This is a genomic window from Terriglobales bacterium (assembly GCA_035561515.1).
GTDB lineage: Bacteria > Acidobacteriota > Terriglobia > Terriglobales > Acidobacteriaceae > DATMXP01.
Map to the genome: position 1 here is coordinate 54,050 of DATMXP010000035.1, position 25,741 is coordinate 79,790.

The window sequence follows — 25,741 nt, forward strand, 5'->3', positions numbered from 1 at the left end:
AACGAATTTTTGCCGATTCCAAACCGCTAACACAGCTGTTATTCTGTACCGGCGTTAGCTTAGATGCAAAAATCTCAGAATCCGAACACAATTCTCATCGTTGATGACAACGAAGTGCACCGGTACGCCCTTTCCCGGCTGCTTCAATCGCGGAATTATGGCGTCCTGATCGCCGCGAACGGTAGCCAGGCTTTGGAAGCGGTGAAGCAGTCCCCTTCCATGGTCCTGATGGATATACACCTTCCTGACACCACTGGCTACAAGGTACTGGAAGAGCTCCGTAGCCGTCCCGAAACTGCATCCCTGCCTGTCATTCTGATGAGCGCTACCGAACCTGCCCCTCAGGCACGCAACACCGCCGCCTCTCTTGGAGTTCAGTCTTTCCTGACCCTGCCCGTCAGCCCCGATGACCTTTGGATCGTCATCGAAGCCACCCTCCGCAGACAACAACGCCGGACCACTTAGTCCGGCGCCATTGCTTTCCCGACTTCTATCGACTTCTAGTCCGCCGAAACGTACTCCGGTTGCTGCCGTGACGTAGTGCTCTTCGATTTTCCAAAGCGTCTCCGGAAGAACCCTTGCAGGCGCTCCATGTAGATGTAAAACACCGGCGTAATGAACAGCGTCAGTAACTGGGACACCACCAGGCCGCCTACGACTGCCAGGCCCAGCGGACGCCTCGACTCCGCACCTGCGCCATATCCAAGGGCGATGGGCAGCGTACCCATCAGGGCTGCCATCGTGGTCATCATGATCGGACGGAAGCGAACCAGCGCGCCGTGATAGATAGCCTCTTCGGCAGGCTGCCCGGAACGCTGCGATTCGAGGGCGAAGTCGATCATCATGATGGCGTTCTTCTTCACGATACCGACCAGCATGATGATGCCCACGAACGAATACAAATTCAGGTCGACATTAAACAACTTGAGCGTAATAAGCGCGCCCATACCGGCCGCCGGAAGTCCCGAAAGAATCGTAATCGGGTGAATGAAGCTCTCGTACAGGATTCCCAGCACGATATAAATCACCGCAATCGCCATCACGAGTAGTAGGCCGAGCCCGCGGAACGAGGACTGGAACGCTTGCGCGGTACCCTGAAAACTCGTGGTGATCGTGTCCGGCAGAACTTCGGTTGCGACCTTATTCACCTGGTCCACTGCCTGACCCAGCGGTGTTCCGGGCTTCAGGTTGAATGACAACGTCACCGCGGGCAGTTGCCCTAGGTGGTTAATCGTCATGGGCCCCAGGCTCTTGGTGATCTTTGCCACCGTAGACACCGGGATCAACTGCCCCGTCGATCCTCCACCGCTGCCAGTATTGCCTTGGGCATTCGGCATCTGCAAGGAAGGATTGTTCGACGCCGGTACACTGCTGCGGATATACAGCATCGAAAGCGCAGTCGGATCCAGTTGGTACTCCGGCTGCAGTTCCATGATCACGCGATAAGCATTGTTCGGCGCGTATATCGTCGAAATCTGTCTCGAACCGTAAGCCGTATAAAGCGCGTCTTCTATCTGTTGCGCGGAAAGGCCCAGCGCCGCCGCCTTGTCCCGGTCGATATCAATATTCACCTGCGGGTTCTTCAACTGCAGGTCGCTTGTCACGTCCTGCAATCCCGGAATCTTCCTCAGCTCTTCTTCCAGCTTCGGAGCCGATTGATAGAGTTGATCCGTATCCGGCCCCTGCAACGTGAACTGATATTGGCTCTTGGTCATCTGACCACCGATACGGATCGGCGGAGGATTCTGCATGTAGACGTTGATGCCCGGTACTTTGGCAATCACCGGCCGCAGCCTTTGCATGATCTCGTCAACGTGCGGGCGTTCTTCACGCGGGATGAAGCGCATCACCATCATGCCCGAGTTGCTGGCCCCGCGGCCCGCGATCGTCATGAAGCTGTTGATGTACTTCCCTTCCGGTGAGTTCAGGACGGCCTTCGATACGTCTACCTGGTGCGCCGCCATGTCCTTGAACGAAATACCCTGCGGACCTTCTGTAGCCGCATAGATCTGTCCCTGGTCTTCGCTCGGCAGGAATCCCGTCGGCATGCTGCGGAACAACATAACCGTCACGACGATCAGCACCATCGACAGCACCATCGTTGCGAATCGATGACGCAGCACGAATTGCAGAGTATGGTCGTAGCCCTTCAGCAGGCCGTCGAAGAACCGTTCCAGGACCATGTACATCCGGCCGTGCTTGACTTCCTTGCTGTGACCGTTCCCCTTCAACAGACGGCTGCACATCATCGGCGTCAGGCTTAGAGATACGAAGCCGGAAACCAAAATCGCCGCCGCAATCGTTACTGCGAACTCATGCAGCAACCGCCCCACGATGCCACCCATGAACAGGAAGGGCAGGAACACCGCCGCCAGTGAGATCGTCATCGACACGATCGTGAATCCGATTTCGCGCGATCCTCTCAACGCCGCCTGCATCGGGCCTTCGCCCATTTCCATGTGGCGGACGATGTTCTCCAGCATCACGATTGCGTCGTCCACCACGAACCCCACCGACAACGTCAACGCCATCAATGACAAGTTGTCGAGCGAATACCCAAGCTGGTACATCACCGCGAATGTCGCGATGATCGAAAACGGCAGCGCAAGACTTGGAATAATCGTCGCCGACAGGTTCCTCAGGAAGAGGAAGATAACCAGGATCACCAGTACCAGAGACAGGTACAGCGTGAACTTCACATCCTCAACCGACTCGCGAATCGATTTCGAGCGGTCGTACATGATGTCCAGGCTCACCGCTGCCGGCATCTGCGACCTGAAACCCGGTAGCAGCTTCCGGATGTTGTCCACCACTTCCACCGTGTTCGTGCCCGGCTGCTTTTGTACCGCCAGCACCATCGCGCGGTTCAGGTTGTGGTCTTCTTTCGCAAACCACGTCGCTGTCTTGTCGTTTTCTACCGAATCGAAAACGTTCCCTAGCTGCTCCAGTCGGATCGGCTTGCCGTTGCGATAAGCAACAATCAGCGGACGGTACTGATCGGCACTCGTCAGCTGTCCATTAGCTTGCACGACATACGCCTGCTTCGATCCCCACAGTGTGCCGGTCGGAAGATTGACATTTCCCTTCTGCACCGCTGCCGATACTTCATCGATGCCCACTTGCGCGCTCGCCAGTTTCCGCGGATCCAGTTGCGCTCGCACCGCGTACTTTTGCGCGCCGTAGACGTTCACCTGCGCCACGCCGCTCACCATCGAAATGCGCTGGCCGATCAGGGTCTCCGCGTATTCATTCACGTCGGACAGCCGCATCGTCGGCGAACTTACCGCCATATATAGGATGGGCTGGTCCGCCGGGTTCACTTTCTGATACGACGGCGGTGCGGGCATATCGCGCGGAAGATCGCGTTGCGACTTCGCAATCATCGACTGCACGTCCTGTGCCGCCGCATCGATGTTGCGGTCCAGCGCGAACTGCAGCGTAATCGACGTGCTTCCCAACTGGCTCGTGGACGTCATCTGGTCCACGCCGGCAATCGTCGAGAACTGCTTTTCCAGTGGTGTTGCCACCGCCGATGCCATCGTCTCCGGACTTGCGCCCGGCAGGCTGGCGTTCACCTGGATCGTCGGAAAATCCACGTTCGGTAGGTCGCTCACCGGAAGCTGTTCGTACGCCAGGATGCCGAATACGAGAATCGCGATCATGACCAGCGTCGTCATGACCGGACGGCGAATAAATAGTTCCGCTATGTTCATGAACCGCTTCCTTGCGTCACCGCTGCCGGCTGTTCCGCAGCCGAGGTAGGCTTGTTGGACAGTTCGATCTTTGCCCCCGGAACCAGCCGGACTTGACCATCCGTCACAACTGTTTCACCCGGTTGAAGACCCGAATGCACAACCGAAACTTTGTCGTTGCCTCTGTCGATCGAAACGTTTCTCAATTCAACGCTCTTGTCGCTCTTTACTACAAAAACGTACTGGCCCTGCTGCCCATTCTGCAGCGCGGCCGTTGGCACCACCACAGCGTTCGGCTCGTTCGCCAATGTGAGCGACACATCTGAAAACGCACCCGGCCACAACCGACGGTCGCCATTCGCGAACTCGCCTTTCAGCCGGATCGTCCCTGTCGCGCTGTCAACCTCGTTATCGATGAACGTTAGCTTTCCGGTCGAAGGCTTCGGATCACCCGCGATCCTTGCTTCCACCGCAAGCTGCTTCTTCGCGTTGAATTGTTTGATCTGGTGCAGTTCGCTCTCAGGCACGGAGAACGTCACATACACCGGCTGGATCTTATTGATAACCACCAGCGCCGGTGTATCGTTCGCCTTCACCATGTTTCCTTCGTGGACGATCAGGTTCCCCGTGCGCCCATCGATCGGCGCGTAAATCTTCGTATACGTCAGCTGTACCTTGGCGTATTCCACGGCGGCCCTATCGGCCTCCACCGCCGCCGCAAAAGTCTCCTGCTGCGTTTGTTGCTGTTCGTACTGTTCGCGGGAAATCACGCCCGCCTTGAACAGCGCGTCGTACCTGGCTGCTTGGGCTTTCGCGTTCGCCAGCGATGCCAGGTCGCGGGCCAGTTGCCCTTCTGCCTTCTTCAGGTCCGCTTCAAGCGGGCGCCGGTCAAGTTCGAACAACAACTGTCCTTTCCTGACGTCATCGCCTTCTTTGAAATGCACGCCGGTTAACTGTCCGGTTACCTGAGTCCTTATCTGTACCGTCGAGAAGGGCTCCACCGTGCCGATCGCCGTCACTTGCAACGGCATGTTGCGTTGCTCCACGTTCGCTACCGTGACCGGCACCGCCGGACGCCCCTGTGGCGCCGCTTCTTTCTTCTGGCACCCCGCAAGTAGTCCAAGACTCAAACAAATCACTGCAAATAAGAAAAAGTGCCGGATGTTTCCGGCCTTATGAAGGGTTTTCATCGTGCTGCTGTCTCCGGGTATCTCGTGCGCTTAATGCCAGTCTTTTTGCTTTTGCTCCGTTGCATTCCACTCAGCCATATATCAACTAGATTGCGAACCACTTCGGAAGGTTCAAACTCTCGCAGGTGCCTACCGCCGAACAATTCCTGGATTTGGAAATGGTACGCAAACATCGCGATGAACGAACGCGCAGCCAATAGCGGATCCATGCTCCGGAACCGGCCAGCTCTCATCCGTTTGCTCATGTATTCGGCCACGATCTCGTGATACTCCACCGCATGCGTTTTGAAGAAACGATCTGAGAGTTCGTGCCGCTCCAGAACGCTGTAGAACAGAAGCCGCGTCAGCTGAACATTGCGGTTCAGGATCTCCCGCGCTACCAGCTCAAGAGTCTCTCGTTCGTCCAGTCCAGCGTTCAAGAGTTCACGCAGGCGTTCGATCTTCCCCCGCATGTCGATGATGCTTTGGATCACGGACCAGTAGAGATCCTCTTTGCTTTCAAAATGTCGGAAGATCAGTGCCTCGTTGATTCCGGCACCTTCGGCGAGCTCACGGGTGGTGGTTCCGGTGAAGCCTTTATCGGCAAACATCTCGCGTGCCACATCGATAATTTGCTGACGTCTGTCCTCTGCCGCAACCCTGATATGTGTCGTGGTGGCCATTGTAAGTAATCACTTACTATCCTCCCCTAGCACGCACATCCATGTCAATTGCGTGACGACCCAAAGGCTGTGATGAGCCGAGATTTTGCAGGGATGGAGATAAGCAAAAACGGCAGCCCTCTTTCGAGTAGCTGCCGTTGCAGATTGGATGGATGATTGAAGCGTTTGCTACTTTCGGAAGCGCCTCACCAGGCCCGTTCCGAGTGAGCCCAATCCGAGCATAGCTAGCAACGGAAGCGGAGAAGCCGTTTGCGGCAACGCACCGGCATTCTGGTCGCTCGACGTGCCGGCGTTCTGGCCGGCTGCGGTAGCGTTCTGGTCCGCCGTGCCTGTCTGGCCCGCATTCGTATCCACGCTACCCTGCGCACCCTGGCTGCCCACGCTGCCCTGCGCAGAGGCGCCGGTCTGATCGTTACCCGTCGACGCCGAACCGCTGGCTCCCGTCTGTGCCATGGACATGCCGGCGGCCAGCAACATCACCGCCATCAGATACAGCAATTTTTTCATCTAGGTACCTCCCACGCATTCGTTAGAAACGAATTCCGAGGTTAGACCGCTCTGTCCAGCGGCGGGTTTCCCTCGGATCTCACGAATCGTGAGCTGCGCGGATATATACCTGAGATCCCTTAAACGCTTACCGGTGACTTGATGTTGATCCCGATCTTCGGAGGCGCCAGCAACGTGTTGTGAATCAGGCACCTGTGAACGGAATCTTCAACTCCCGCCCGATGTTTCTCGTCCAATTCCACTGGAATGTCTACTTCAATCTTGAAATCGTCGAGCCGGGCCGGACCCTTCACCTTCTCTGCCGTGATCCGTACCTTCGTGCCTTCCGATGCCAACCCATGCTTCTTCAGATAGGCTGCCGCATAGAACGCCGCGCACGACCCTAAAGACGCCAACATCAATTCCGGAGGCGTCATTCCTTCGTCATAACCGCCGTTGTCCGCCGGTTGATCACTCACAATCACGTGCTGGCGGGCCTTGATCTCGAATTGCACTGCGCCAAGATGTTCAATCAAGACTTCCATTGCAAGACTCCCTTATGAATTCCCTTCGTCTGAATAAATGCATTCCTCTTAGATTCGTTACATTCACGTTAAGCAATCTTTCAAACCTTCGTCTGTGACGCACTACACCCCGTTTCGGGCTATTTTGCCCAGCATTTGCCCTTCCTCTCTGCTAATCTTTCCTCATGACCCGAGCTCCCAGCTTTTGTGGTGTCATCCTTGCCGCTGGCGACTCCACCCGCATGGGAAGCCCCAAGGCTCTCCTTCCCTGGCGCCGCGGGACATTTCTCAGCGGAACCATTCGCGCCCTGACCGGCTTCACCGATCTGGTCATCGTCGTCGCCGGATCGAATGCCGAGATCCTCCGTCCTGTTGCCGACGCGGAAGCCGCTTACCTCATCCCGAATCCGCAGCCCGAGCGCGGTCAGTTCAGTTCCCTCCAGGTCGGTCTTCAGGAGGTCTTAAACCGTGGCCGCGACGCCGCCATCATCACCCTCGTAGATCGGCCTCCCTGCGCCACCCAAACGGTGTCCCTGCTCCAGCAGGAGTTCCTTGCCCGTATCGCCCGCGATGTCTGGGCCGTCGTCCCCGAATACCAGGGCCAGCACGGTCATCCTTATGTCATCGGTCGCGAAATGATCGGCAAGTTTCTTGATGCCCCTGCGAGTGCGACCGCTCGCGATATCCAGCACGCCAACCAGGCTCACATTGATTACATTGCGGTGACAGATCCATTCGTCATCGCCAATGTCGACACCCCGGAGGACTACCAGCGCCTCCTGGCCAATACCCCGGAGACCTCTGTTTCACGATGACCCAGCCCGTTACTTCGCTTTCAGCCGCCGCCGAACAGTTCATTGAATCCATCATCCGCCAGCGCCCTCGCCTCGCTGTCTTCGACTGCGACGGCACTCTTTGGAAAGCCGACTCCGGCGAACGCTTCTTCTATTGGGAAATGGAACGCGGACTCGTTTCCCGCGATGTCGCCGACAAAATGCGCGAGCGCTACGAACTTTATCGGCGCGGAATTGTCAGCGAGGAACAGATGTGCGGTGAGATGGTCACCATGCACAAGGGCATCTCTTGCGACGCTATCCAGCGCACAGCCGATGAGTTCTTCTCAACCGTTATCGCCCCCGGCATCTTCCCCGAAATGAAGGTGCTCACGCATCTGCTCATCGAGAACGACTGCGAACTGTGGGCCATCTCATCCACCAACGACTGGGTCGTCACCGCCGGCGTGCGCGAATTTGGAATTCCGCCAGAGCGCGTGCTTGCCGCCTGCGTTCACAAGAACGACGGCCATGCCACGGACCGCCTCATTCGCATGCCCTCCGGCGAAGGCAAGGCCGTTGCCATCCGCGAAGTCATCCGTCGTACCCCGGATGCCGCCTTCGGAAACTCCCGCTGGGACCAGGCCATGCTCGAATTATCCAAGCATCCATACGCTATCAATCCCAATCCAGATCTCGAGCAAATCGCCCGGGAACGCAACTGGACCGTCTACAAGCCTGAGTAGCTGCGAATCGGCACAGACACCAAATGTCTGTGCCGCACGCACCCTGTGGCTTTGGTAAACATTCCTTTTATCTTTAGGGATCTGTGTTTCAATAATCCGCGGAGATCGCCATGTCCGACACCCTCGTCGCACCTATACCCAACGCTGACCACTCCGAAATCGGCGGAGTTCAAACTGACACCGTGCGGACCGGCAAAGCCCGCGTCCGCCGCGTCATCTACCCGGCAGGTTTCCGCTGGTCAAAGAACATGAAGCCCATTACCGGCACCGACGTTTGCATGCACGCCCACGTGGGTTTTCTTGCACAGGGTCGCATTCACATGGAGTTTTCCGACGGCTGCGTCACCGAATTCATCGCCCCTCAGGTCGTCGTCATTGAACCCGGACACGATGGCTGGGTCGTCGGCAACGAACCCGCGGTCCTCATCGAGTTCGATTTCGAGCGCGATACTGTAAAAACCATCGGCCTGCCCGAAAAGCATCAGCACAAATAGAATCTGATTGTGTGAGGACCCCACCCTGTAGCAAGAAATGCGGCGTAAGGATGGGGTGTCTCAAACATGGCAGCAAGAACTCAAGTGCTATGGTACGTAGTTACGTACACTCGTCAGGAACGTCCCGCCATCGTACGTGCCTCCATACCTCTCAATGACTGGGGTCGCTCTCGGTGCCGAAATCGCATACGTCACGATAGCCGTCCCGGTACCACCAGGCGGGATATTTCCAATCGCGATTGGAAAGTCCGTAGAGACATAATGCCAGTCACTGCCCAGCGTCCACTTCCAACCCGTATCCACGCCAAATTTCGCCAGCGTCAACTTCACGTTCTGGGCGGTGCCGGTCCCGGTGTTCTTGATGAAGATCCATTTTGTGAAACTCGTGCCGTAAGGGCCTTCAAACTGGACCAGCCACGATCTCGCAGTCAGTTGTACAGTCCCAGGTACTGGTGGGATTCGGTAGTAGTGCACTCGTGCTTCCATAGCGACGTACGTGTAGTCCCAAACACCCTCATCATCAGGCGTCCATGTATTGGTCGCAGGTAGATTCAATTCATAACCGCCTGTGTTATTCACCAGCACCGTGATCTGATTTGGGCGATCCGCATACAGCGGGACACCTAAAGGTGCAGGCGACACCGGATACTCTCCGCTCCGATACTCCACTGGCTCTGGCGGAAGCACCGCATTCGGGTCGCAAACGCCCATCTGGAAAGTTCCCGCACCCGTTGCATATCCCGTCGCAAAGTGTCCAACCAATTGACCATTCACGTACACGGCTGCCTTGTCATCAACGTTGACTCGCTCCAGCCAGAACTCCAGCCCAATCGCATCCGGCGGAACGATGAACCAGTGTTTCGTGATCCAGAATCCCGTCCAGAAATACGGATTGAAACCAAGGATTCCCTTGGGGATTTCTGGTGAGAACTGAGGATTGCTCAGGTTATTTGTGATTCCAATCGCATTCATGATTGGCGACGGCGGGAGATGGGGATTCGGGTCGACCAGCACCTGCGACCACGGTATGTCTTCCCCGGTCGTGCTGGCGCATGCCTGCCACCGGCTCTCGTTTCCGACCGTGCCTACGTTCATCCATTGCTCTTGCGATTGAAGTGTGACGGTGAAGAGAACAACTAGGAGAAAAGTAAGAACCCGAGGCCTCATATCTGCACCTCCGGTTTGCTGCTCATTTTGTAAAGATTGGTATTGCAGAAACACTAATGCCGGCTGGATGGAATGTCAGTGACCGCCGACGCTATTTGGTTCCTAGTTCCAATTAGGGAACCCGGATCGCCTTCCCCATCCGCCTTCTTATGTGGCGGATGGGGCCTTCCTCGACGATCTACTTCGGCATCGCCAGTTTTTGTCTCGGCACAGTCGTATTCGCTGCTGTCGAGTCCTGCGCTCCGGCGGACGCCGTTAATTCATTCTTGTGATACTTCGGCTCCACCACGTACCCACGAATATAGTCTTTCGCGATCGTGTTGATCACCACCTGTACCGGCTGCTCGCTGTCCGCGGAATAGAACATCGCCGGCTCGTAGATGTTCACGTGCTTTTTCTGCACCGTCCTGTCATCCACGATCAGTTCAAGATCCGCATACTGGCGCTTCACGTTTGCCTTCTTCAGCTTGATCCCAACCGATCCATGCTGCGTAAACTGCTTCGATTTATTGATCGAAAACTCGAAGTAGTTCTTCTCGCCCTTGCGCTGCAGGACAACCAGTTCGCCGTGTGTCCGCGCGATGGAATCGCCCAGTTCGGTTTTTGCAGCAGTCAGGTCTTGCCTGGTCGATTCAATCGCCTTTCCCTGTTCGTCCAGTTGCGACTGAACCTTCTTCCACCGCGGATCCTCCGCTGCCCGTCGCGCCACCTTCGAACGACGCGCCGTAGGCTTCGTCGCCGGACGCGCCTCTCGCACCGGTTCCGGCTTCGGGGCCGTCAAATCGTTCAGCTTCGCCGTCAGTTGTTCGATTTGCGCGTTGGTTGTTTTCAGCGATGCCGCCAGCGCCGTATTCTCATCCTGCGCTTTCCGTGCTACACCGCGTTCATGGACCGAATAGGCTCCGGCCCCGCCGACCGCCATTGCCACGGCCAGAACTGCCGCGGGAAATCTCAATTTTCTTCCGGATGTTACGTTTTGTTCCTGTTCTTCTCGGGGGAGAGGTTCCAACATCGATGTCCTCCAGACCTGGAATATCCAGAATGCCTGCACACTTGATTCCAAGTCACAGACAGACAGAAAACCCCAGAAAATCAGAGACTTACATCGATGTTGCCTGCTTGACGACGAAGTATCCTATGAAATCCTTGGTGGCACAGCGTAAAACAGACCTAGCCGTCCACCGTCGTCTGCTCCAGATTGGCGAGCGAAATCGATATACGAACAGGTAACGTCAGCTTGACCAACTCGGCTTGACCGCCGTTTGCCTCACTCCCACAGGGTGCGATGATCGATCGTCGCGAGTCTGCGAACTACCTTTATCTGTCACGGTTTGGGCGAGACCAACGTACTCAGTTTCTTCGTACTGACACGCGGGCGCATGATCAAGTCGAATTTTGTGTGCTAAGTCGTAACAGTACCCGCACCCCAGCCAAACAAGTGGCCAGAAGGCGACCGTCACGACGAACGCGCAGATGTGAAACGCCCAGTAGCCAGCGCACAGCAACGCTAGCATCCGAAAATAACGAAGATAGATGACGATTCCAATCGTGGCCCAGATAGCACAAAAGGTAGTCACGGCTGCTCCCTTGGTGGGCGGTGGAAGAACTCGTACATGCGCTCCAGGGCACCAAATAACCCCAGAACGATTGCGTCTCTAAATGAAACGATTACTGAACGCATTGCCACGCGACGTCCTCACACCCGTTAGTTCCAATTTGGGGCTTCAATCCGAGTAACAGGAGATGGCGTACCGTCGCACAGGCTAGGCGCTACGCACTCTGATTGCGCTTAACCTCGGATTTAGCATGAGTATCTACCGTTCTGGTTATGTTAACTGTGACGACAGACACTATCGCACGTGATAAGCCGTTTCTGGCGATCACCAACAAAAAGGCCGCCCGCAGGCGGCCCCTCTTCTTACTTTTCACTTTCTCAAAAGCTGACCTTCAGGATTCTTCCTCCTGTTCCCACCAGCCAGCCGACTCTGCCCTTACCAAAGTCGACCGCCCAGTACCCGGTTACGCCCTCCAACAGGTGCCACGTCGTGCCCTCATCCGGAGACCACGCCGCGCCATTCGGGCCCGTGATGAACACAGCTTCCGTTCCGCTCGCATTTCCGCTGCCCTCGGCCAATCCGCGCATGTTCATGTAGTCCAATCCGTAGATCGCTCCCGGAAATGGCGACGGCGTACCCAGCTTCCATGTCATGCCGCCATCGCTCGACCGCGCGAAGTTATTCGTGAATGCAGTCGGATCCGCCAGGTCTCCTCCGCCCAACACTCCGTTCCACGGATCCCGGAACGCAATGCTGAAGCCTCCCGATATCGGCGTCCCCTGCACGATCGGCGTCTCATACGCATTCCATGTATCTCCGCCGTCCCTCGTTGCCAGCACGCGGGCGTGTTCCGCTCCTCCCGTGATCACCCACGCATTGCGGCCTCCCTGCGTAGCCACGCACGTTCCGCTCGCAGCAAAGCCGGCTTCACCCGCCTGCGCCGGAGGCAGATTGTCTCCAATGTCCTGCCACGTCGTTCCATCCGTCGTCCGCAGCATCGGAAAACGTCCGGCAACGGAATCGCTGTACGCCAGGCCGCGCTGTGGCGTCCAGAATGCAAAGCAGTCATAGAACGCGTCAGCGATCGTATTCTCGAATTGCAGCGTCCACGTCTGACCGCCATCCACCGTTTTGTAGATCCGCGAATCCGCACCGCTCCCGGCCGACATCAGGTATGCCACCTTCGCCGAAACCCCTTCCACATCTCGGAACTGCAACGCTTCGGCTCCCGGCACCACGCCCGCTCGCCATGTATTGCCGCCATCGGTCGTCACGGCGAAACTTCCGCCCACACCGCTCACCCAAACCACATTCGGATTTACCACGCTCACAGCTTGTAGTCGATTAGTTGTGCCGCTTTGTTGAGGCGTTAACGTTGGTTGCAGAGCAAAGCTCAGCGTACTGGTGACAGCGAAAAGAAGGAGTACTGCGATTCGAAAGACTCTCATTCGGAACACCTCTTTGTGGCTGGGTTTCACAACGTAGGGCACGAAGTATAGGCGGTTCCCGCACCTCACGTCAAAACGATGAACTCCCCATCACAGACACCATCCGTGACAATCGGTAAACTCCTCACCCGGGAAGACCATGCCTACTCCCTGGATTACCCGCACCTTCAACTTTTCCACCCCAATCGATCTCTACCCCGGCGTTCTCGCGCGCTATCGAGGCACCCCCGCCCGCCTGGAAGACGCGGTCCACGCCCTCTCCCGTGACGCGTTGATCTTCAAGCCCGACGGCAAATGGTCCATCCAGGAAAACGCCGGACACCTTCTCGACGAAGAAGCGCTTTTCTCTACCCGGCTACAGGAATTTCTTCGTGGTTCCGACACCCTCACGCCCGCTCCCTATCTTCATCGGGAACTCACGCACAACAACAACAACGACATCCACCACATCCTCCGCGACTTCCGCCAAGCCCGCGAACTCCAGGTCTGCCGTCTCGAAAGCCTTTCACCGGATGACTTCGCTCGTACCGCCTACCACGCCCGACTCAATGTCCGCATGCGCCTGCTCGACCACCTAATCTTCATCGCCGAACACGACGACCACCACCTCGCCCGCATCTGGGAAATCCGTTGTCGCTAACCGGCAATCGCCTTCCACCTTCTAGCCGTATCCTCGTCTGCCGGAAACGACGACTCAATCCTTATCTCTTCCAGCGTCACGTCATGCGGCGCACCGAAGGTCGTCCACGTCGAAAAGAACTTCAAGTCCACGTCGCCCTTTCGAAACACAAATGTCAGCATCGGTGACGACGGCATCTCCAGTTCCCGTTTCCCCCACTGTTCCTTCACGTCCGGATACTTCATCACTTCCGCCAGCAACTGCTGCGAACCCTTGTCCGTCGGATCCCAGTCCACCTGCTGATGCAGTCTCTGGACCATGTCCGCCGCGACCTCCTCCCAGTTCGCGATAAACGGACGCAGCATCTCCTCGCTGAATATCTGTCGCACCACATTCGGATCCTTCGGCGCCCCTCCAATCAGAAATCCCAGCAGTTTCTTCGCGCCCTCGTTCACCTGCAGCAGGTTCCAGTGCCGATCCAGCACAATCGCCGGATACGGTTCCTGCTGCTTCAGAATGAAATCCACCGCCTGCCTTGCCAATTGCATCTCCGGCGCGGTTAATCCCGTTTCGCGATACATCGGCGCATACCCTGCCGCAAGGAACAACGCATTTCGCTCTCGCAGCGGGATAGCCAATGCGTCCGCCAATCGGATCAGCATCTCCCGGCTCGGCTGCGCTTTTCCCGCTTCCAGGTAGCTCAAGTGACGCGACGAAATCTCCGCCTCCAACGACAAATCCAGTTGGCTCATTCGCCTTGACGCGCGCCACTGTCGCAGCAGTTGGCCGAACCTGCTCGTAGGCGCACTTAGCGCCTCTTTCACCATTGGCATGCAACACCCACCACGTGAAACTGAACCATATTACCTGTCAGGTAATTGCGACGCGCGTCACGCCGCCCCTACGATCACGAAACATTTCCTTTCGGGGTGAACCACATGTCCGTCGACCGCCGCGAATTTATCCAGCTTTGCGCTGGCGCAACCGCACTCACACTCTTGTCGGGATGCAAAACGAAAACGCTCGCACCCAAACACTCGACTTCACCGCAACCTGTCACAAGCACCGAATTCACCGCACTCCGCCGCATGGCCGACACTCCTTTCGGACGCATCGCATATGTCGACCGCGGTTCCGGCGACGCCGCTCTCTTCCTCCACGGCTTCCCTCTCAACAGCTTCCAGTGGCGCGACGTCATCGCTCGCCTGACTTCTGATCGGCGCTGTATCGCCCCTGACTTCCTCGGCCTTGGCTACACCGAAGTCAAAGCCGGACAATCCGTCGGCCCGCTGGCGCAGGTTGCGATGATCATCCACCTGCTCGACTCGCTCTCCATCTCCTCCGTCGACCTCATCGCCAACGACAGCGGAGGCGCCGTCGCCCAACTAATCGCCACCCGTCACCCCAACCGCATCCGGACTATGTTGCTCACCAACTGCGACGTCGAGCCCGACAGCCCTCCCGCTGCCGTTCTTCCCGTCATCGATCTCGCCCGGCAAGGCAAATTTGCAGACGCATGGCTCGCCCCCTGGGTCGTCGACAAGAACCTCGCGCGTTCCCCCAAAGGACTCGGTGGCCTCACCTACACCCATCCCGACCGCCTCACCGACGCCACCATCGATTACTATCTGGCGCCGCTCGTCAGTTCGCCCCAGCGAAAGTCGCTCACCAATGCCTACGCCGTTGGCCTCTCACCCAACCCACTCGCCGGCATCGAATCCGACCTCAAGCGCTGCACCATTCCCACTCGCATCGTCTGGGGCACCGGCGATGACATTTTTTCTCAATCCAGCCCCGACTACTTGCACAAACTGCTACCCGCGTCTCGAGGAATCCGTCGCGTTGCTGGCGCCAAGCTATTCTTCCCCGAAGAGTTCCCGGACCTTATCGCCGACGAAGCCCGCCAGCTTTGGCGTTCATAACAAAAAAATGTTTGTTCGTGTCGATTTGAATCCGTCCCATTCGACATACAATCGAAAACCTTTTACAGGAGCGGACAACCATGAGGTTCATGATTATGGTGAAAGCCAACCAGCAGACCGAGGCCAATGCCATCCCGAGCGAGAAGCTCATTGCCGAAATGGCCAAGTACCACGAGGAACTCGCTAAAGCCGGTGTTTTGCTCGACGCCTCCGGTCTTCAACCCACCTCGCACGGATGGCGCGTGAAGTACTCCGGCGACAACCAGATCATCACCGACGGACCCTTCGCGGAAACGAAGGAACTCATTGCCGGGTACACCCTCATTCGCGTCAACTCGCGCGAGGAAGCTCTCCACTGGATCAACCGTTTTCCGAATCCGTCGATGGACGGCGGCGAAGCCCAAGTTGAAGTCCGCCAGTTGAAGGAACTCGAAGACTTTGGCCCAAGTGAGGCAATCAGGAAGTTCCAGGAACTCGAACTCGCGTCACAGAAATAACTGCACGGAGCAAGCGTATGAAGAAAGTCATCTCCCTCGACGGTACCGCCATCGCCTACGATGTCACCGGCAGCGGTCCCCCACTCATCCTCATCGACGGCGCTCTTTGCAGCCGCAACTTCGGTCCAATGCCGGAACTCGCCCAGCTTCTCGCTCCCTATTTCACCGTCTACACCTACGATCGCCGCGGACGTGGTGACAGCGGCGATACGCTGCCTTACTCCATCGAACGCGAGATCGAGGACATCCACGCCCTTATCCAGCAGGCCGGTGGCTCCGCATTCGTTTACGGCATCTCCTCCGGCGCGGCACTCGCACTTGAAGCTGCGAATCGTCTAGCTGGCATCACGAAAGTCGTAGCCTACGAAGCGCCATTCGTCGTCGATTCCACCTACCCGCCAATGGCCGAAGACTACCTGCCTCGGCTTATCACCATGGTCGCGGAAAACCGTCGCAGCGACGCTCTTAAGCACTTCATGCGGCGCGTCGGCATGCCTTCACTGATGCTCGCCTTCATGCAGTTCACCCCGGCTTGGCCAAAACTCAAGCGCGTCGCACACACGCTCGTCTACGACATCACCATCGTCGAACGCAATCAACGCGGACGCCCCCTCCGTCCCGCACAGTGGGAATTCGTCTCCGTTCCTGTGCTCGTAGCCGCCGGCGGGAAGAGTGCGGCATGGATGCAGAACGGCGCGCGCGCCCTCGCCGACGCGATTCCCACGGCGAAACACCTCACCGTGCCCGGACAGAATCACATGTTGAAAGCAAGTGCCATCCTCCCCGTTCTGAAGGAGTTCTTCTTATCCGCTTCATCCAAAGCAGCCGTCGCTCAGGGGGTTGCATAGCTCATCAACGGTGAAGCCTCACGGCGTCTCGTTTAGCATTCATTGATGAAGAGAATTTCTCTTGCCGTCGTCGTTTTTCTGTTTGTGCTTTCCACCTGCTTAGCCCAGGACTGGAGCAAGGCCAAAGAAGTCGCCGCTTACGCACAAGCCATCACCACACCGGATGGAATCTCGGAACATCGTACCGTTGCGATCGGTGGCATCCAGCAGGCAATTACCATCCGCGGCAATCACAAATCTAATCCCGTTCTGCTCTTCATCCATGGTGGCCCCGGATATCCCATCATGCCCGTCAGCTACACGTTTCAGCGGCCCTGGGAGGAATACTTCACCGTCGTGCAATGGGACCAGCGTGCTGCGGGAAAAACCTTCGGACTCAATAATCCTGACAAAGTCCTTCCCACGCTTACCACCGCCCGCTTTGTCGACGACGCCATCGAACTCATCCGCTATCTGCGAACGGAATTCCACCAGGACAAGATCTTCGTCCTCGGCCACTCTTGGGGCAGTATCATCGGACTCCAAATCGCGCAGAAGCACCCTGAATGGCTGCACGCTTACATCGGCGTCGGCCAGGCGATAGACGTTCGTAAAAACGAGCAACTCGGGTACGACGCACTACTCGCACACGCCCGGTCAATCGGTAATCACGAAGCCATCCGGGAACTCGAATCTCTCGCTCCGTTTGTCTCCCCCACTGGACCCCTCTCCTGGGAAAAGACTCAAACCGAGCGCAAGTGGATGAGCGAATTCGGCGGTTACACATGGAACCGCCCTAACGACCATTACTTCGACCTCATCCAGCTAAGCCCCGATTACACGGATAAGGACTTCGTTTCGTTCCAGCAAGGACTCGACAAGTCCGTCCAGAAACTCTGGCCTGAACTTACCGAAGTCGATTTCTCGAAGACCGCCTCGTTCCGCTGCCCGGTCATTCTCTTCCATGGTCGCCACGACCTCACTACATCTCACACGCTCGTCGAGCAGTGGTTCCCGCAAATCAAAGCTCCCAGCAAAAAGCTCGTCTGGTTCCCCAACTCAGCGCATATGGTGATGATGGAAGAACCCGGTCGGTTCTTTTACCACCTCGTGCGCGACGTGAGACCACTGGCACCGGAATCCCTGTCCGACTGAAGGAGTGGCAGAAACATTCCTGCCTTACTTGCACTCAATCGTCAGGAATAGTGCCTTCTGCCCTCCCCGATTAATTAGCCTGTGCACCATTCCGCCCGTCTGCCAGGCTGCATCCCCCGCCTTTGCGTCGAAGTCCTCGATCCTGCCTCCTATAACCGCACTGGCCACGAACTGGTCTGTCAGCGCAATCATCACGTGATCGCCGGTATGACCGTGCTCCGCCATTCCCGACTGTGGATCAATCTCCACCTTCGACAGCTTGATCGATGGCGTTTCAAACAAGGTGCCGGTCACGTACTTATCTTGATCGTTGAACGCGAACTTGCTCTCTCGGCACGGACTCGCATTCAAACCGCAACTTGCCCGTTCCGGGGCGATTCCGCGCACCACATCCACCTCTACCAGTCGCAACGGCCGACTCGCCTTATTCACCACCCGATGCGGCCAGCGCCCCTTGATCACCTGCACCTCGCTGTCCTTCATCGTGAACGGGATCGAGTTCACTGCGCCCGATAGTTCAAATTCGCTGTCCCCGATGGAGACAATCAGGAAATCGTGACTGTGCGGCGACACTGCGGTTGCTTCACCCGGTCCGAGTTCAATTCGATATACCCGCAACTGGGAATTGGCAATTAGCTCTCGCACGTGCGAATCGCGCGTCACAGTCGGCATCGGCGCAGGCCTTTTGGGCGACGTTGTGAACTTCGTCTGCGTATTCCCCAATACGGTGGACAGCACGATGGCAATCACGAACACAAACTTCATCGTTAGACTCCAGCGGCGCATTATCATCCAGAATTGCTGGCTGGAGCCCCGAAAATGTCATCCGTTCCAAATTCGTAAAACGACGCCCACTACTGCAGTCCGGTTTGCTAGATGGCGCACACCGGGAAACTTCCTCACATGACCAGTTAGTTCCCAACTCCGGAAAAAGCATGTCAAGTGGGTCGGCGGCCTCTTTTCGACGTAAGTTCCTGATTTAACGGAAAATATAAATCTGGAAAACGTGGCATGTTGCCCCCGCCCCAATTGCTATTCTGAATGTGTAGATGGTTTTCGTTCTTTGTCATTCTGAGTTCTGAGGCAAAGCCGAAGAACTCCTGTACTTGTTTTTTGGGGGTTGTCATTCTGAGGCAAAGCCGAAGAACCCCTGTAGTTTGGGTTTTGTCATTCTGAGCCTGACGCTGAAACAAGGAGAGCTTTTGCCGACGGCCGACAACCGAAAACTGTCGGCCAGATACAACAGATTGTGCTACTCGCAAGTGCTTTAGAATCAAATCTATAGCCTAACTAGCTGTAAAATCATCTACTTACAAGTCCTTTGTTTTCATAGTCCGACGTGCAAGTGGTTTGTTTTCTGATCAGGAGGGGGTAGGGGGTACCCCAGCGCTGCAACTCGGCCAAATACAACAGCTTGTGGTAGCGATTGATATGACAAATTTTGTGATTAAAAGATCTAAGTAGCTTTGTTTGCAACGCAAATTGAGAGATACTCCGGGGTATCTCGTTGATTCCATTAGAAGCACAGGGGGGGAGGGTGAACTCCAGGGAAGGCACTAAAGCAAATTTGGCTACAATTACCCGACTGTTCCCAGAGGAAACATGACTACTGCAATTAAAGATATCGAAGCCCCCGCCGCCCGACGCACGCTCCAGCCCGACGACTGTACCCTTATCGTCGTCGATATCCAGGAGAAGCTTCTTCCGCCCATTTTCAATAAAGAGCAACTGGTCCGGAACTCGCAACTCCTCATCAGGCTCGCCGGCATTCTTCAACTGCCGATTATCGCCACCACGCAATACTCGAAAGGCCTCGGCCAGACCGTTCCCGAGATCGCTTCTCTGCTCCATGGTGTTCCCGTCTACGACAAAGTCGAATTCTCCTGCTTCGGCAGCGACGCTTTCTGCGGCGAGATCAAGGCCGTTCCCGGAAATCGCAACACGTTGCTCGTCTGCGGCATGGAAGCCCATATCTGCGTAATGCAGACCGTCCTCGGCGCTCTCGACCGCGGATACATCGTCCACGTCCCTGCCGACGCGATTGGCTCCCGCGCCGAGTCGAATTGGAACATCGGCATCCGCCGCATGGAATCCGCTGGTGCCGTCATCTCTTCCACCGAAATGATGATGTACGAACTCATGCGCGCCTCTGGAACGCCCGTATTCAAGGAAATGCTCAAGCACCTGAAATAGAAAGGACCACAATGACCCTCTTGCAGATTGACTTCCCCCACCCGGGGCCATTTGGCAACGAACTCACGGCAGCATGCACCGGACTCGCTCAATCCATCGCCGCCGAGTCCGGGATGCTCTGGAAGATCTGGACTGAAAACAAGCAGGCAGGTGAAGCCGGCGGCATCTATCTCTTCACCGACGAAGCTTCTGCCCGGAAATATCTCGCGATGCACGAAGCCCGGCTGGCCGGCATGGGCATCAAGAACATTCGCGCAAAAGTTTTCGACGTAAACGAGACGCTTTCTCGGATGACCAACGCGCCGCTGTTCGCCGTCAAAACCGCGGCCCAGTAGACAAACAAAAACCCCATCCGCGTGCGGATGGGGTTATAGGTACAACCAGTTCAGTAAAGATCTTCGGCTTTGCCAGTTCCCGGCTCTTCCACGCCCATCACTTCGTTGTCGGGTTCCGGTTCCGCTTTCGATGCCCGTTTCACGCGAACAACGGTAATTTTCGAAAAACCTTCGTCAAAGGTCGGCGGACGAAGTTTTTGCGCCATGCGTTGCATCACGTCTTCCGGAACGATTCGCCCGCGACGCGTGTTTCGCTCAGCACAGACTTCAACGGGAACATCGAAGAACACTGCATGAACTTCGTATCCAAATTCCTGCGCCATCTTGATCCAGCCGCGCCGTTCGCGCGGCGACAAGTTGGTTGCATCCACGTAATTCCACGGCATGCGCGCGATCATTCTCGCCCGCAGCAAATAACGTAATGTCGAGAAAACCAGGTCTTGATAACGCTGCTCGGCGATGTCATCGAACAGCATCATGCGCAGTAAATCGCTCGAGAGCGGCGTAATTCCGCGACGCCGAAACCAGCTCGTCTTGCCCGATCCTGGCAAACCGATCGTGAGAACGACCGTTCCCTTCGGCTGACGCTTCTGTGCGTAAGTCGCCTGTGGAACTTGCGCGGGCGCGCGTTCCGGTTCCGCAGCCTCTTCGATTCCCGCTGCATCAACGCTTTCCGGCGATTCCGCTTCGACTTCCGGGTTCGCAGCCGCTCTCGCCGCGCTGGCAGCGCTCATCGGTTTCCGGCCTCGACCGCCGCGACGGCGTTTCTTGCCGGTCCGCTGCTGTGGCTGCGGCGCTGCGGTTTCGGGTTCTGCCTGCGGTTCGGCGGCGCTTCCGCCGTCATCATCTACCCTGTCTTCCGGATAAACTGGTTGCAGCGGCGCTTGTTGCTGCTCCTGCTTCTCTCCGGCTCTTGCGGGCTTTCTACGTCTTCTTCTCTTCATACCCTGCATCATGCGCTTGTAACACATTCCCTTCCGCTCGGGCAATCGCAGTTCGTACGAACGTTATATAAAGTTGCACATCATCGGTTCGCGTGACCCTCATCACGAAAATGTGTGGGCTGCGTTTTGCGGCCTCTGCGTGCCGGATGTTACGATTTCCTGTTTAAGGAGCGCATTCGTAAATTCCTGTACTGTTGCGCTTATATTGTGGAGGCGAAATGGCAATTAAAGTAGGCATCAATGGATTCGGACGCATCGGCCGCAACGTTCTGCGGGCATCTTTGAACGATCCGAACCTGGAATTTGTGGCGGTCAATGACCTTACCGACGCGAAAACCCTCGCGCACCTTTTGAAGTACGACTCGGTTCTCGGCAACCTGCACCAGAAAGTATCGGCTTCCGGCGACTCGATTGATGTCGAGGGCAAGAAGTTCAAGGTATTCGCCGAGAAAGACCCTGCCAAGATCGACTGGCAATCTGTCGGAGCGCAGGTCGTCATCGAGTCGACCGGCCGTTTCACCAACGCCGACGACGCCCGCAAGCACATCCGCGGAACCGTAAAGAAAGTCATCATTTCAGCCCCCGCGAAGAATGAAGATGTCACCATCGTCATGGGCGTGAACGAAGACAAGTACGATGCTTCGAAGCACAACGTAATCTCGAACGCCTCGTGCACCACAAACTGCCTTGCGCCAGTCGCGAAGGTCGTCAACGACAACTTCAAGATCGTTGCCGGCACAATGACCACGATCCACAGCTACACGAATGATCAGGTCATCCTCGACTTCCCGCACAAGGACCTGCGTCGCGCCCGCGCCGCTGCCCTGTCCATGATCCCGACCACGACCGGCGCCGCCAAGGCCATCTCGCTCGTAATCCCTGAACTGAAGGGCAAACTGCACGGCTTTGCCATGCGCGTCCCGACGCCGAACGTCTCCGTCGTTGACCTGGTGGTTTGGGTCGAGAAGGCGACGAGCGTCGAAGAAGTCAACGCCGCGTTGCAGAAGGCATCGCAGAGCGGTCCGCTCTCGAAGTACCTCGGCTACGAAACTCAGGAACTTGTCTCTTCTGACTACAAGGGCAACTCGTTCTCCTCGATCGTAGACGCTCCGATGACGCTGGTCGTCGGCGGCAACTGCGTGAAGGTCATCGCGTGGTACGACAACGAGTGGGGCTATTCCTGCCGTGTCCGCGATCTGATCGACTACATCGCAAAGAAGGGCCTGTAACTCCATTTTCTGAATACGCCACCCGCGATTTTTCGCGGGTGGTGTAATTCGGGAGGCATCCGATGCCAACGCCCGCTGCTACCACCACATCCAGACAAGGTTCTCCGATGAACAAGCTCTCGATTCGTGATCTTTCTTTGAACAATCACCGCATCTTTATGCGGGTTGACTTTAACGTTCCTCTCGATGAACACGGTCGGGTCACCGACGATACGCGAATTCGCGAGACGCTGCCGACCATCGAATATGCGCTCCGTCACGGTGCGCGTCTGATTCTTGCTTCCCACCTTGGACGTCCGAAGGGCAAGCCAAATCCGAAAATGAGCCTTCGACCGGTGGCGGAACGTCTTCGCATGCTGCTCGACTCGGCGCTGGGTCGCGGCGAAAACGTCGGCTTCTGTACCGATTGCGTCGGCGTTCAGGCGGAAGAAATGGCGGGCAAACTCGAGCGCGGGCAGACTCTCCTGCTGGAGAACCTGCGCTTCCACGCCGAGGAAGAAGCCAACGACGACAAATTCGCACAAGGACTTGCCGCGCTGGCGGATTTCTATGTCAATGACGCTTTCGGGTCTGCTCATCGCGCGCATGCTTCGACTGCGGGCATTACGAAGTACGTCCAGAAGTCGGCGGCTGGTTTGCTGATGGAGAAAGAACTCGAGTACATGGGCAAGGCCCTGCACGATCCCGCGAAGCCGTTCGTTGCGATCCTCGGCGGCGCAAAGGTCAGCGACAAGATCGAAGTCATTCAGAACCTGATGACCAAGGTCGACGCACTGATCATCGGGGGCGGCATGGCTTATACGTTCCTGAAGGCACAGGGCTACGACGTTGGAAAGTCGCTGCTCGAAGCCGACAAGGTCGACCTCGCGAAGCAATTGCTCGCCGAGGCTCAGCAGCGCAACGTGAGATTGCTCCTCCCTGTCGATCACATCGTGGCTTCGCAGGTGGCGCCAGACGCGGTCACACGGATCATCGGCGATGGCCAGCCCATTCCGGCCGATCAGATGGGACTCGATATCGGTCCGAAGACGATTGAGCAGTTTGCCGAGGAGATCAGCCGCGCCAAGACGATCGTCTGGAACGGTCCCATGGGCGTATTCGAGATGCCGCCGTTCGCAATGGGTACACGGAAAATCGCTCGCGCCGTTGCCGACAATGCTGGAGCAACATCGATTGTGGGAGGCGGAGACAGTGTGGCCGCCGTCAAGAGCGCGGGCGTTGCCGACCGGATCACACACATCTCAACCGGAGGCGGCGCGTCGTTGGAATTCCTGGAAGGCAAAACCCTTCCGGGTGTTGCGGCACTCACGGATAAGAAATAATTGCCGCCACGGATGGTGAGGTCGACGGTCCGTCATCTTCGCTTTCCGTGGCGTTGTTGCATTCATAGAAAACGAGGCACTCATGGCACGTAAGAAGGTCATTGCAGCGAACTGGAAAATGTACAAAACGCCCGAGCAGACCCGGGCATTCTTTTCTGATTTCTTACCTCTTGTAAAGGGACATACACGCGACGAAATCGTGGTGTGTCCGCCTTTCATTAACATCCAGGCTGCGCTTGATGCGGCCAAAGGATCGACAGTGGCTATTGGCGCGCAGAACATGTTCTGGGAGAAAGAAGGCGCTTACACTGGCGAGATTTCCGCCGAGATGATCAAGGCTTCCGGTTGTACTCACGTGATAATCGGCCACTCGGAGCGCCGCCAGTATTTCGGCGAGACCGATGACACGGTTAACAAAAAACTGAAGGTCGCCCTTAATGCTGGCCTGACGCCGATCGTGTGCGTCGGCGAAGTCCTGGAGGAGCGAGAGGCCGGGATCACCGATGACGTGCTACGCCGTCAATGCAACGTGGCATTCCGAGGTATGTCAGCCGAGCGAGCGGCGAAACTGGTGGTTGCGTACGAGCCGGTTTGGGCGATCGGAACGGGAAAAACGGCGACACCCGAGATCGCTGAGAAGGCTCATCTTACGATTCGCAGCGAAGCCGGCAAGGCATTTGGGGATGATTTCGCTGACAAACTGCGCATCCTGTACGGCGGCAGCGTGAAGCCGGACAATGCCAAGGCGCTGATGTCGGAAGAGGACATCGACGGCGCACTGGTCGGCGGAGCGTCGCTCGATCCGAAGAACTTCTCTGCCATTGTGAAGTACTAACATTTACCCAAAGTAAAAAGCCGCCCGGCACGGGCGGCTTCTTCATTTGAACTGAATCAATGCTCCGCGGCCCTGAGCTCCTCAACGATCTCACGGGCTGCGGCGCGAGCTTCATCGAACTGGTTGGGTTCAAATGAAATTGCGCCGACGCGCGCATGTCCTCCGCCGCCATAGCGCTCGCACACTTTGGCGAGGTTTACCATTTTCTCTACTGGGGTTTTGGTCCACGGATTGGAGCCGACCGAAACCTTCGTCCGGAAGCTGCTCCGGCTCAAGCCCACGCTGTACGTGCTTTGCGGATGCAAATAGTAAGGAACAAATTTGTTGTAGCCTTCCAGATCGTAACCTGTCACATCAAAGAAGATGGTTCCCTCTTTGCACTCGCTTTTCTCCCGGATGATATCGATGGATTTCTTATGGCGATCCATCAATGGCGGAACCAGTTCAGCAACGAAAGGCTCACGAATGATATCGACCAGCGAGCGCGAGGCCAGCAACGGAATCAGGCGCGGAATGAAGGCTGGATCCTGAGTCGATTCAATGACCATCGTCAACTTCATCGCAGGTTCTTTCATCTCGACGGCTGCTTTGGCGTCCTCGTAGAGAGCACCGTCGATGATGTCCGCCCACTGCACCACTTCGGCGACCGGTTTGGGATTAAACCCAAAGCGCTTTTCGGTAGTTTCGGCGATGAACTTCGTACACGAACGGTAGTCGGGATCGTAGAACTTTCTCGTACTGGGATTGCTTTCGTAATGGGCAGCGTCTTCAGGGGACAAAAAAGCGCTCTGGTGGTGATCGAACCACCAGGTGATTTTTGGCGACGTGCAGTACTTAAAATCGAGGATCGCGTTTTCATCTCCGCTGAATTGGCTTTCCTCAAAGAGTGCGCCCGCGCGGTGAACCAGCCCCGTATATCCGAACTCCACATCGTGACGAATGCGTTCGCGATAAAAGCGCGTGAATACGGCCGCCGAGCATGCACCATCGAAACACTTGTCGTGATATAAGACCCGAATTCTCAACCCTGCTCCCCTTGAGCCGCAAAATCAAAAGACAAAGCCAATTAGAATGGCGACCCACATGGCACCTTGTCAAGGCTGATGAAAACGAAAGGACGGCCGA

General features: G+C 56.6%; 26 protein-coding genes. 14 read left to right on the top strand and 12 right to left on the bottom strand.

Translation table 11 applies throughout. The features are described 5' to 3' along the window. Positions 1 to 63 precede the first annotated feature (63 nt). A complete protein-coding gene (locus VN577_15595; GenBank protein ID HWR16252.1) occupies positions 64 to 465 on the top strand; it encodes a response regulator in 402 nt (133 codons plus the stop codon). Positions 466 to 500: 35 nt separating this feature from the next. Here the strand turns inward: VN577_15595 and VN577_15600 are convergent, their stop codons facing one another. The 5 genes from VN577_15600 to VN577_15620 form a co-directional block, all read right to left on the bottom strand. Beyond that, positions 501 to 3,713: an efflux RND transporter permease subunit gene (locus VN577_15600; GenBank protein HWR16253.1), complete on the bottom strand. Its 3,213-nt coding sequence runs from the start codon at positions 3,711 to 3,713 to the stop codon at positions 501 to 503. Then, on the bottom strand, positions 3,710 to 4,882 hold the full coding sequence (locus VN577_15605; protein ID HWR16254.1) for an efflux RND transporter periplasmic adaptor subunit: 1,173 nt from the start codon (positions 4,880 to 4,882) through the stop codon (positions 3,710 to 3,712). Before VN577_15605 ends, VN577_15600 begins: the two co-directional genes overlap by 4 nt. Then, positions 4,879 to 5,544, bottom strand: a complete 666-nt coding sequence (locus tag VN577_15610; GenBank protein ID HWR16255.1) for a TetR/AcrR family transcriptional regulator — start codon at positions 5,542 to 5,544, stop codon at positions 4,879 to 4,881. Before VN577_15610 ends, VN577_15605 begins: the two co-directional genes overlap by 4 nt. Positions 5,545 to 5,712: 168 nt before the next feature. Further along, entirely contained in the window at positions 5,713 to 6,051 is a 339-nt protein-coding gene (locus VN577_15615) for a hypothetical protein (GenBank protein HWR16256.1), read from the bottom strand. 119 nt (positions 6,052 to 6,170) lie between these two features. Beyond that, a complete protein-coding gene (locus VN577_15620; GenBank protein HWR16257.1) occupies positions 6,171 to 6,575 on the bottom strand; it encodes an OsmC family protein in 405 nt (134 codons plus the stop codon). A gap of 164 nt (positions 6,576 to 6,739) precedes the next feature. On the opposite strand from VN577_15620, the gene VN577_15625 reads away from it, so the two are divergent. The 3 genes from VN577_15625 (at position 6,740) to VN577_15635 (ending at position 8,567) form a co-directional block, all read left to right on the top strand. Beyond that, positions 6,740 to 7,369: a nucleotidyltransferase family protein gene (locus VN577_15625; GenBank protein HWR16258.1), complete on the top strand. Its 630-nt coding sequence runs from the start codon at positions 6,740 to 6,742 to the stop codon at positions 7,367 to 7,369. Next, positions 7,366 to 8,073, top strand: coding sequence for a haloacid dehalogenase-like hydrolase (locus VN577_15630; GenBank protein ID HWR16259.1), 708 nt, complete (start codon positions 7,366 to 7,368; stop codon positions 8,071 to 8,073). The genes VN577_15625 and VN577_15630 overlap by 4 nt, the downstream gene beginning before the upstream one ends. 110 nt (positions 8,074 to 8,183) lie before the next feature. Further along, positions 8,184 to 8,567, top strand: coding sequence for a hypothetical protein (locus tag VN577_15635; protein ID HWR16260.1), 384 nt, complete (start codon positions 8,184 to 8,186; stop codon positions 8,565 to 8,567). 87 nt (positions 8,568 to 8,654) lie between these two features. On the opposite strand, the gene VN577_15640 is transcribed toward VN577_15635, so the two are convergent. From VN577_15640 to VN577_15650, 3 genes are all read right to left on the bottom strand, one after another. Then, positions 8,655 to 9,662 carry a hypothetical protein gene (locus VN577_15640; GenBank protein ID HWR16261.1) on the bottom strand — a complete coding sequence of 336 codons (1,008 nt, stop codon included), beginning with the start codon at positions 9,660 to 9,662 and terminating at the stop codon, positions 8,655 to 8,657. 250 nt (positions 9,663 to 9,912) lie between these two features. Further along, a complete protein-coding gene (locus VN577_15645) occupies positions 9,913 to 10,689 on the bottom strand; it encodes a hypothetical protein (protein ID HWR16262.1) in 777 nt (258 codons plus the stop codon). Between the two features lie 978 nt (positions 10,690 to 11,667). Continuing rightward, complete coding sequence (locus tag VN577_15650) at positions 11,668 to 12,738, bottom strand: hypothetical protein (GenBank protein ID HWR16263.1); 1,071 nt, start codon at positions 12,736 to 12,738, stop codon at positions 11,668 to 11,670. A gap of 139 nt (positions 12,739 to 12,877) precedes the next feature. Between VN577_15650 and VN577_15655 the strand changes: the two genes are divergently transcribed. After that, the gene (locus tag VN577_15655; GenBank protein ID HWR16264.1) at positions 12,878 to 13,378 is read left to right on the top strand and encodes a DinB family protein; all 501 of its coding nucleotides are present in this window, start codon (positions 12,878 to 12,880) and stop codon (positions 13,376 to 13,378) included. Here VN577_15655 and VN577_15660 read toward each other — a convergent pair. Beyond that, on the bottom strand, positions 13,375 to 14,190 hold the full coding sequence (locus VN577_15660; GenBank protein HWR16265.1) for a helix-turn-helix transcriptional regulator: 816 nt from the start codon (positions 14,188 to 14,190) through the stop codon (positions 13,375 to 13,377). The two genes, VN577_15655 and VN577_15660, sit on opposite strands and share 4 nt — an antisense overlap. Before the next feature lie 105 nt (positions 14,191 to 14,295). Between VN577_15660 and VN577_15665 the strand changes: the two genes are divergently transcribed. The 4 genes from VN577_15665 (at position 14,296) to VN577_15680 (ending at position 17,758) form a co-directional block, all read left to right on the top strand. Next, entirely contained in the window at positions 14,296 to 15,279 is a 984-nt protein-coding gene (locus VN577_15665) for an alpha/beta hydrolase (GenBank protein ID HWR16266.1), read from the top strand. A gap of 80 nt (positions 15,280 to 15,359) precedes the next feature. Then, on the top strand, positions 15,360 to 15,776 hold the full coding sequence (locus VN577_15670) for a YciI family protein (protein ID HWR16267.1): 417 nt from the start codon (positions 15,360 to 15,362) through the stop codon (positions 15,774 to 15,776). Between the two features lie 17 nt (positions 15,777 to 15,793). Then, positions 15,794 to 16,624 (top strand): alpha/beta hydrolase, encoded by an 831-nt coding sequence (locus VN577_15675; protein HWR16268.1) that lies wholly within the window; start codon positions 15,794 to 15,796, stop codon positions 16,622 to 16,624. A gap of 45 nt (positions 16,625 to 16,669) precedes the next feature. Next, a complete protein-coding gene (locus VN577_15680) occupies positions 16,670 to 17,758 on the top strand; it encodes an alpha/beta hydrolase (protein ID HWR16269.1) in 1,089 nt (362 codons plus the stop codon). A 24-nt stretch (positions 17,759 to 17,782) separates the two neighbouring features. Here VN577_15680 and VN577_15685 read toward each other — a convergent pair whose 3' ends face one another. Continuing rightward, positions 17,783 to 18,523 carry a hypothetical protein gene (locus VN577_15685; protein HWR16270.1) on the bottom strand — a complete coding sequence of 247 codons (741 nt, stop codon included), beginning with the start codon at positions 18,521 to 18,523 and terminating at the stop codon, positions 17,783 to 17,785. An 837-nt stretch (positions 18,524 to 19,360) separates the two neighbouring features. Between VN577_15685 and VN577_15690 the strand changes: the two genes are divergently transcribed. Both VN577_15690 and VN577_15695 read left to right on the top strand, forming a co-directional pair. Beyond that, positions 19,361 to 19,951 (top strand): hydrolase, encoded by a 591-nt coding sequence (locus tag VN577_15690; GenBank protein ID HWR16271.1) that lies wholly within the window; start codon positions 19,361 to 19,363, stop codon positions 19,949 to 19,951. 11 nt (positions 19,952 to 19,962) lie between these two features. After that, positions 19,963 to 20,286 (top strand): monooxygenase, encoded by a 324-nt coding sequence (locus tag VN577_15695; protein ID HWR16272.1) that lies wholly within the window; start codon positions 19,963 to 19,965, stop codon positions 20,284 to 20,286. A 50-nt stretch (positions 20,287 to 20,336) separates the two neighbouring features. Here VN577_15695 and VN577_15700 read toward each other — a convergent pair whose 3' ends face one another. After that, complete coding sequence (locus VN577_15700) at positions 20,337 to 21,230, bottom strand: ATP-binding protein (protein ID HWR16273.1); 894 nt, start codon at positions 21,228 to 21,230, stop codon at positions 20,337 to 20,339. A gap of 218 nt (positions 21,231 to 21,448) precedes the next feature. Between VN577_15700 and gap the strand changes: the two genes are divergently transcribed. From gap to tpiA, 3 genes are all read left to right on the top strand, one after another. After that, positions 21,449 to 22,459 (top strand): type I glyceraldehyde-3-phosphate dehydrogenase, encoded by a 1,011-nt coding sequence (gene gap / locus VN577_15705; GenBank protein HWR16274.1) that lies wholly within the window; start codon positions 21,449 to 21,451, stop codon positions 22,457 to 22,459. 62 nt (positions 22,460 to 22,521) lie between these two features. Then, a complete protein-coding gene (locus VN577_15710; protein HWR16275.1) occupies positions 22,522 to 23,781 on the top strand; it encodes a phosphoglycerate kinase in 1,260 nt (419 codons plus the stop codon). Positions 23,782 to 23,863: 82 nt separating this feature from the next. Next, entirely contained in the window at positions 23,864 to 24,616 is a 753-nt protein-coding gene (gene tpiA / locus VN577_15715; protein ID HWR16276.1) for a triose-phosphate isomerase, read from the top strand. A 56-nt stretch (positions 24,617 to 24,672) separates the two neighbouring features. Here the strand turns inward: tpiA and VN577_15720 are convergent, their stop codons facing one another. Next, complete coding sequence (locus tag VN577_15720) at positions 24,673 to 25,641, bottom strand: DHH family phosphoesterase (protein ID HWR16277.1); 969 nt, start codon at positions 25,639 to 25,641, stop codon at positions 24,673 to 24,675. Positions 25,642 to 25,741: the final 100 nt, after the last annotated feature.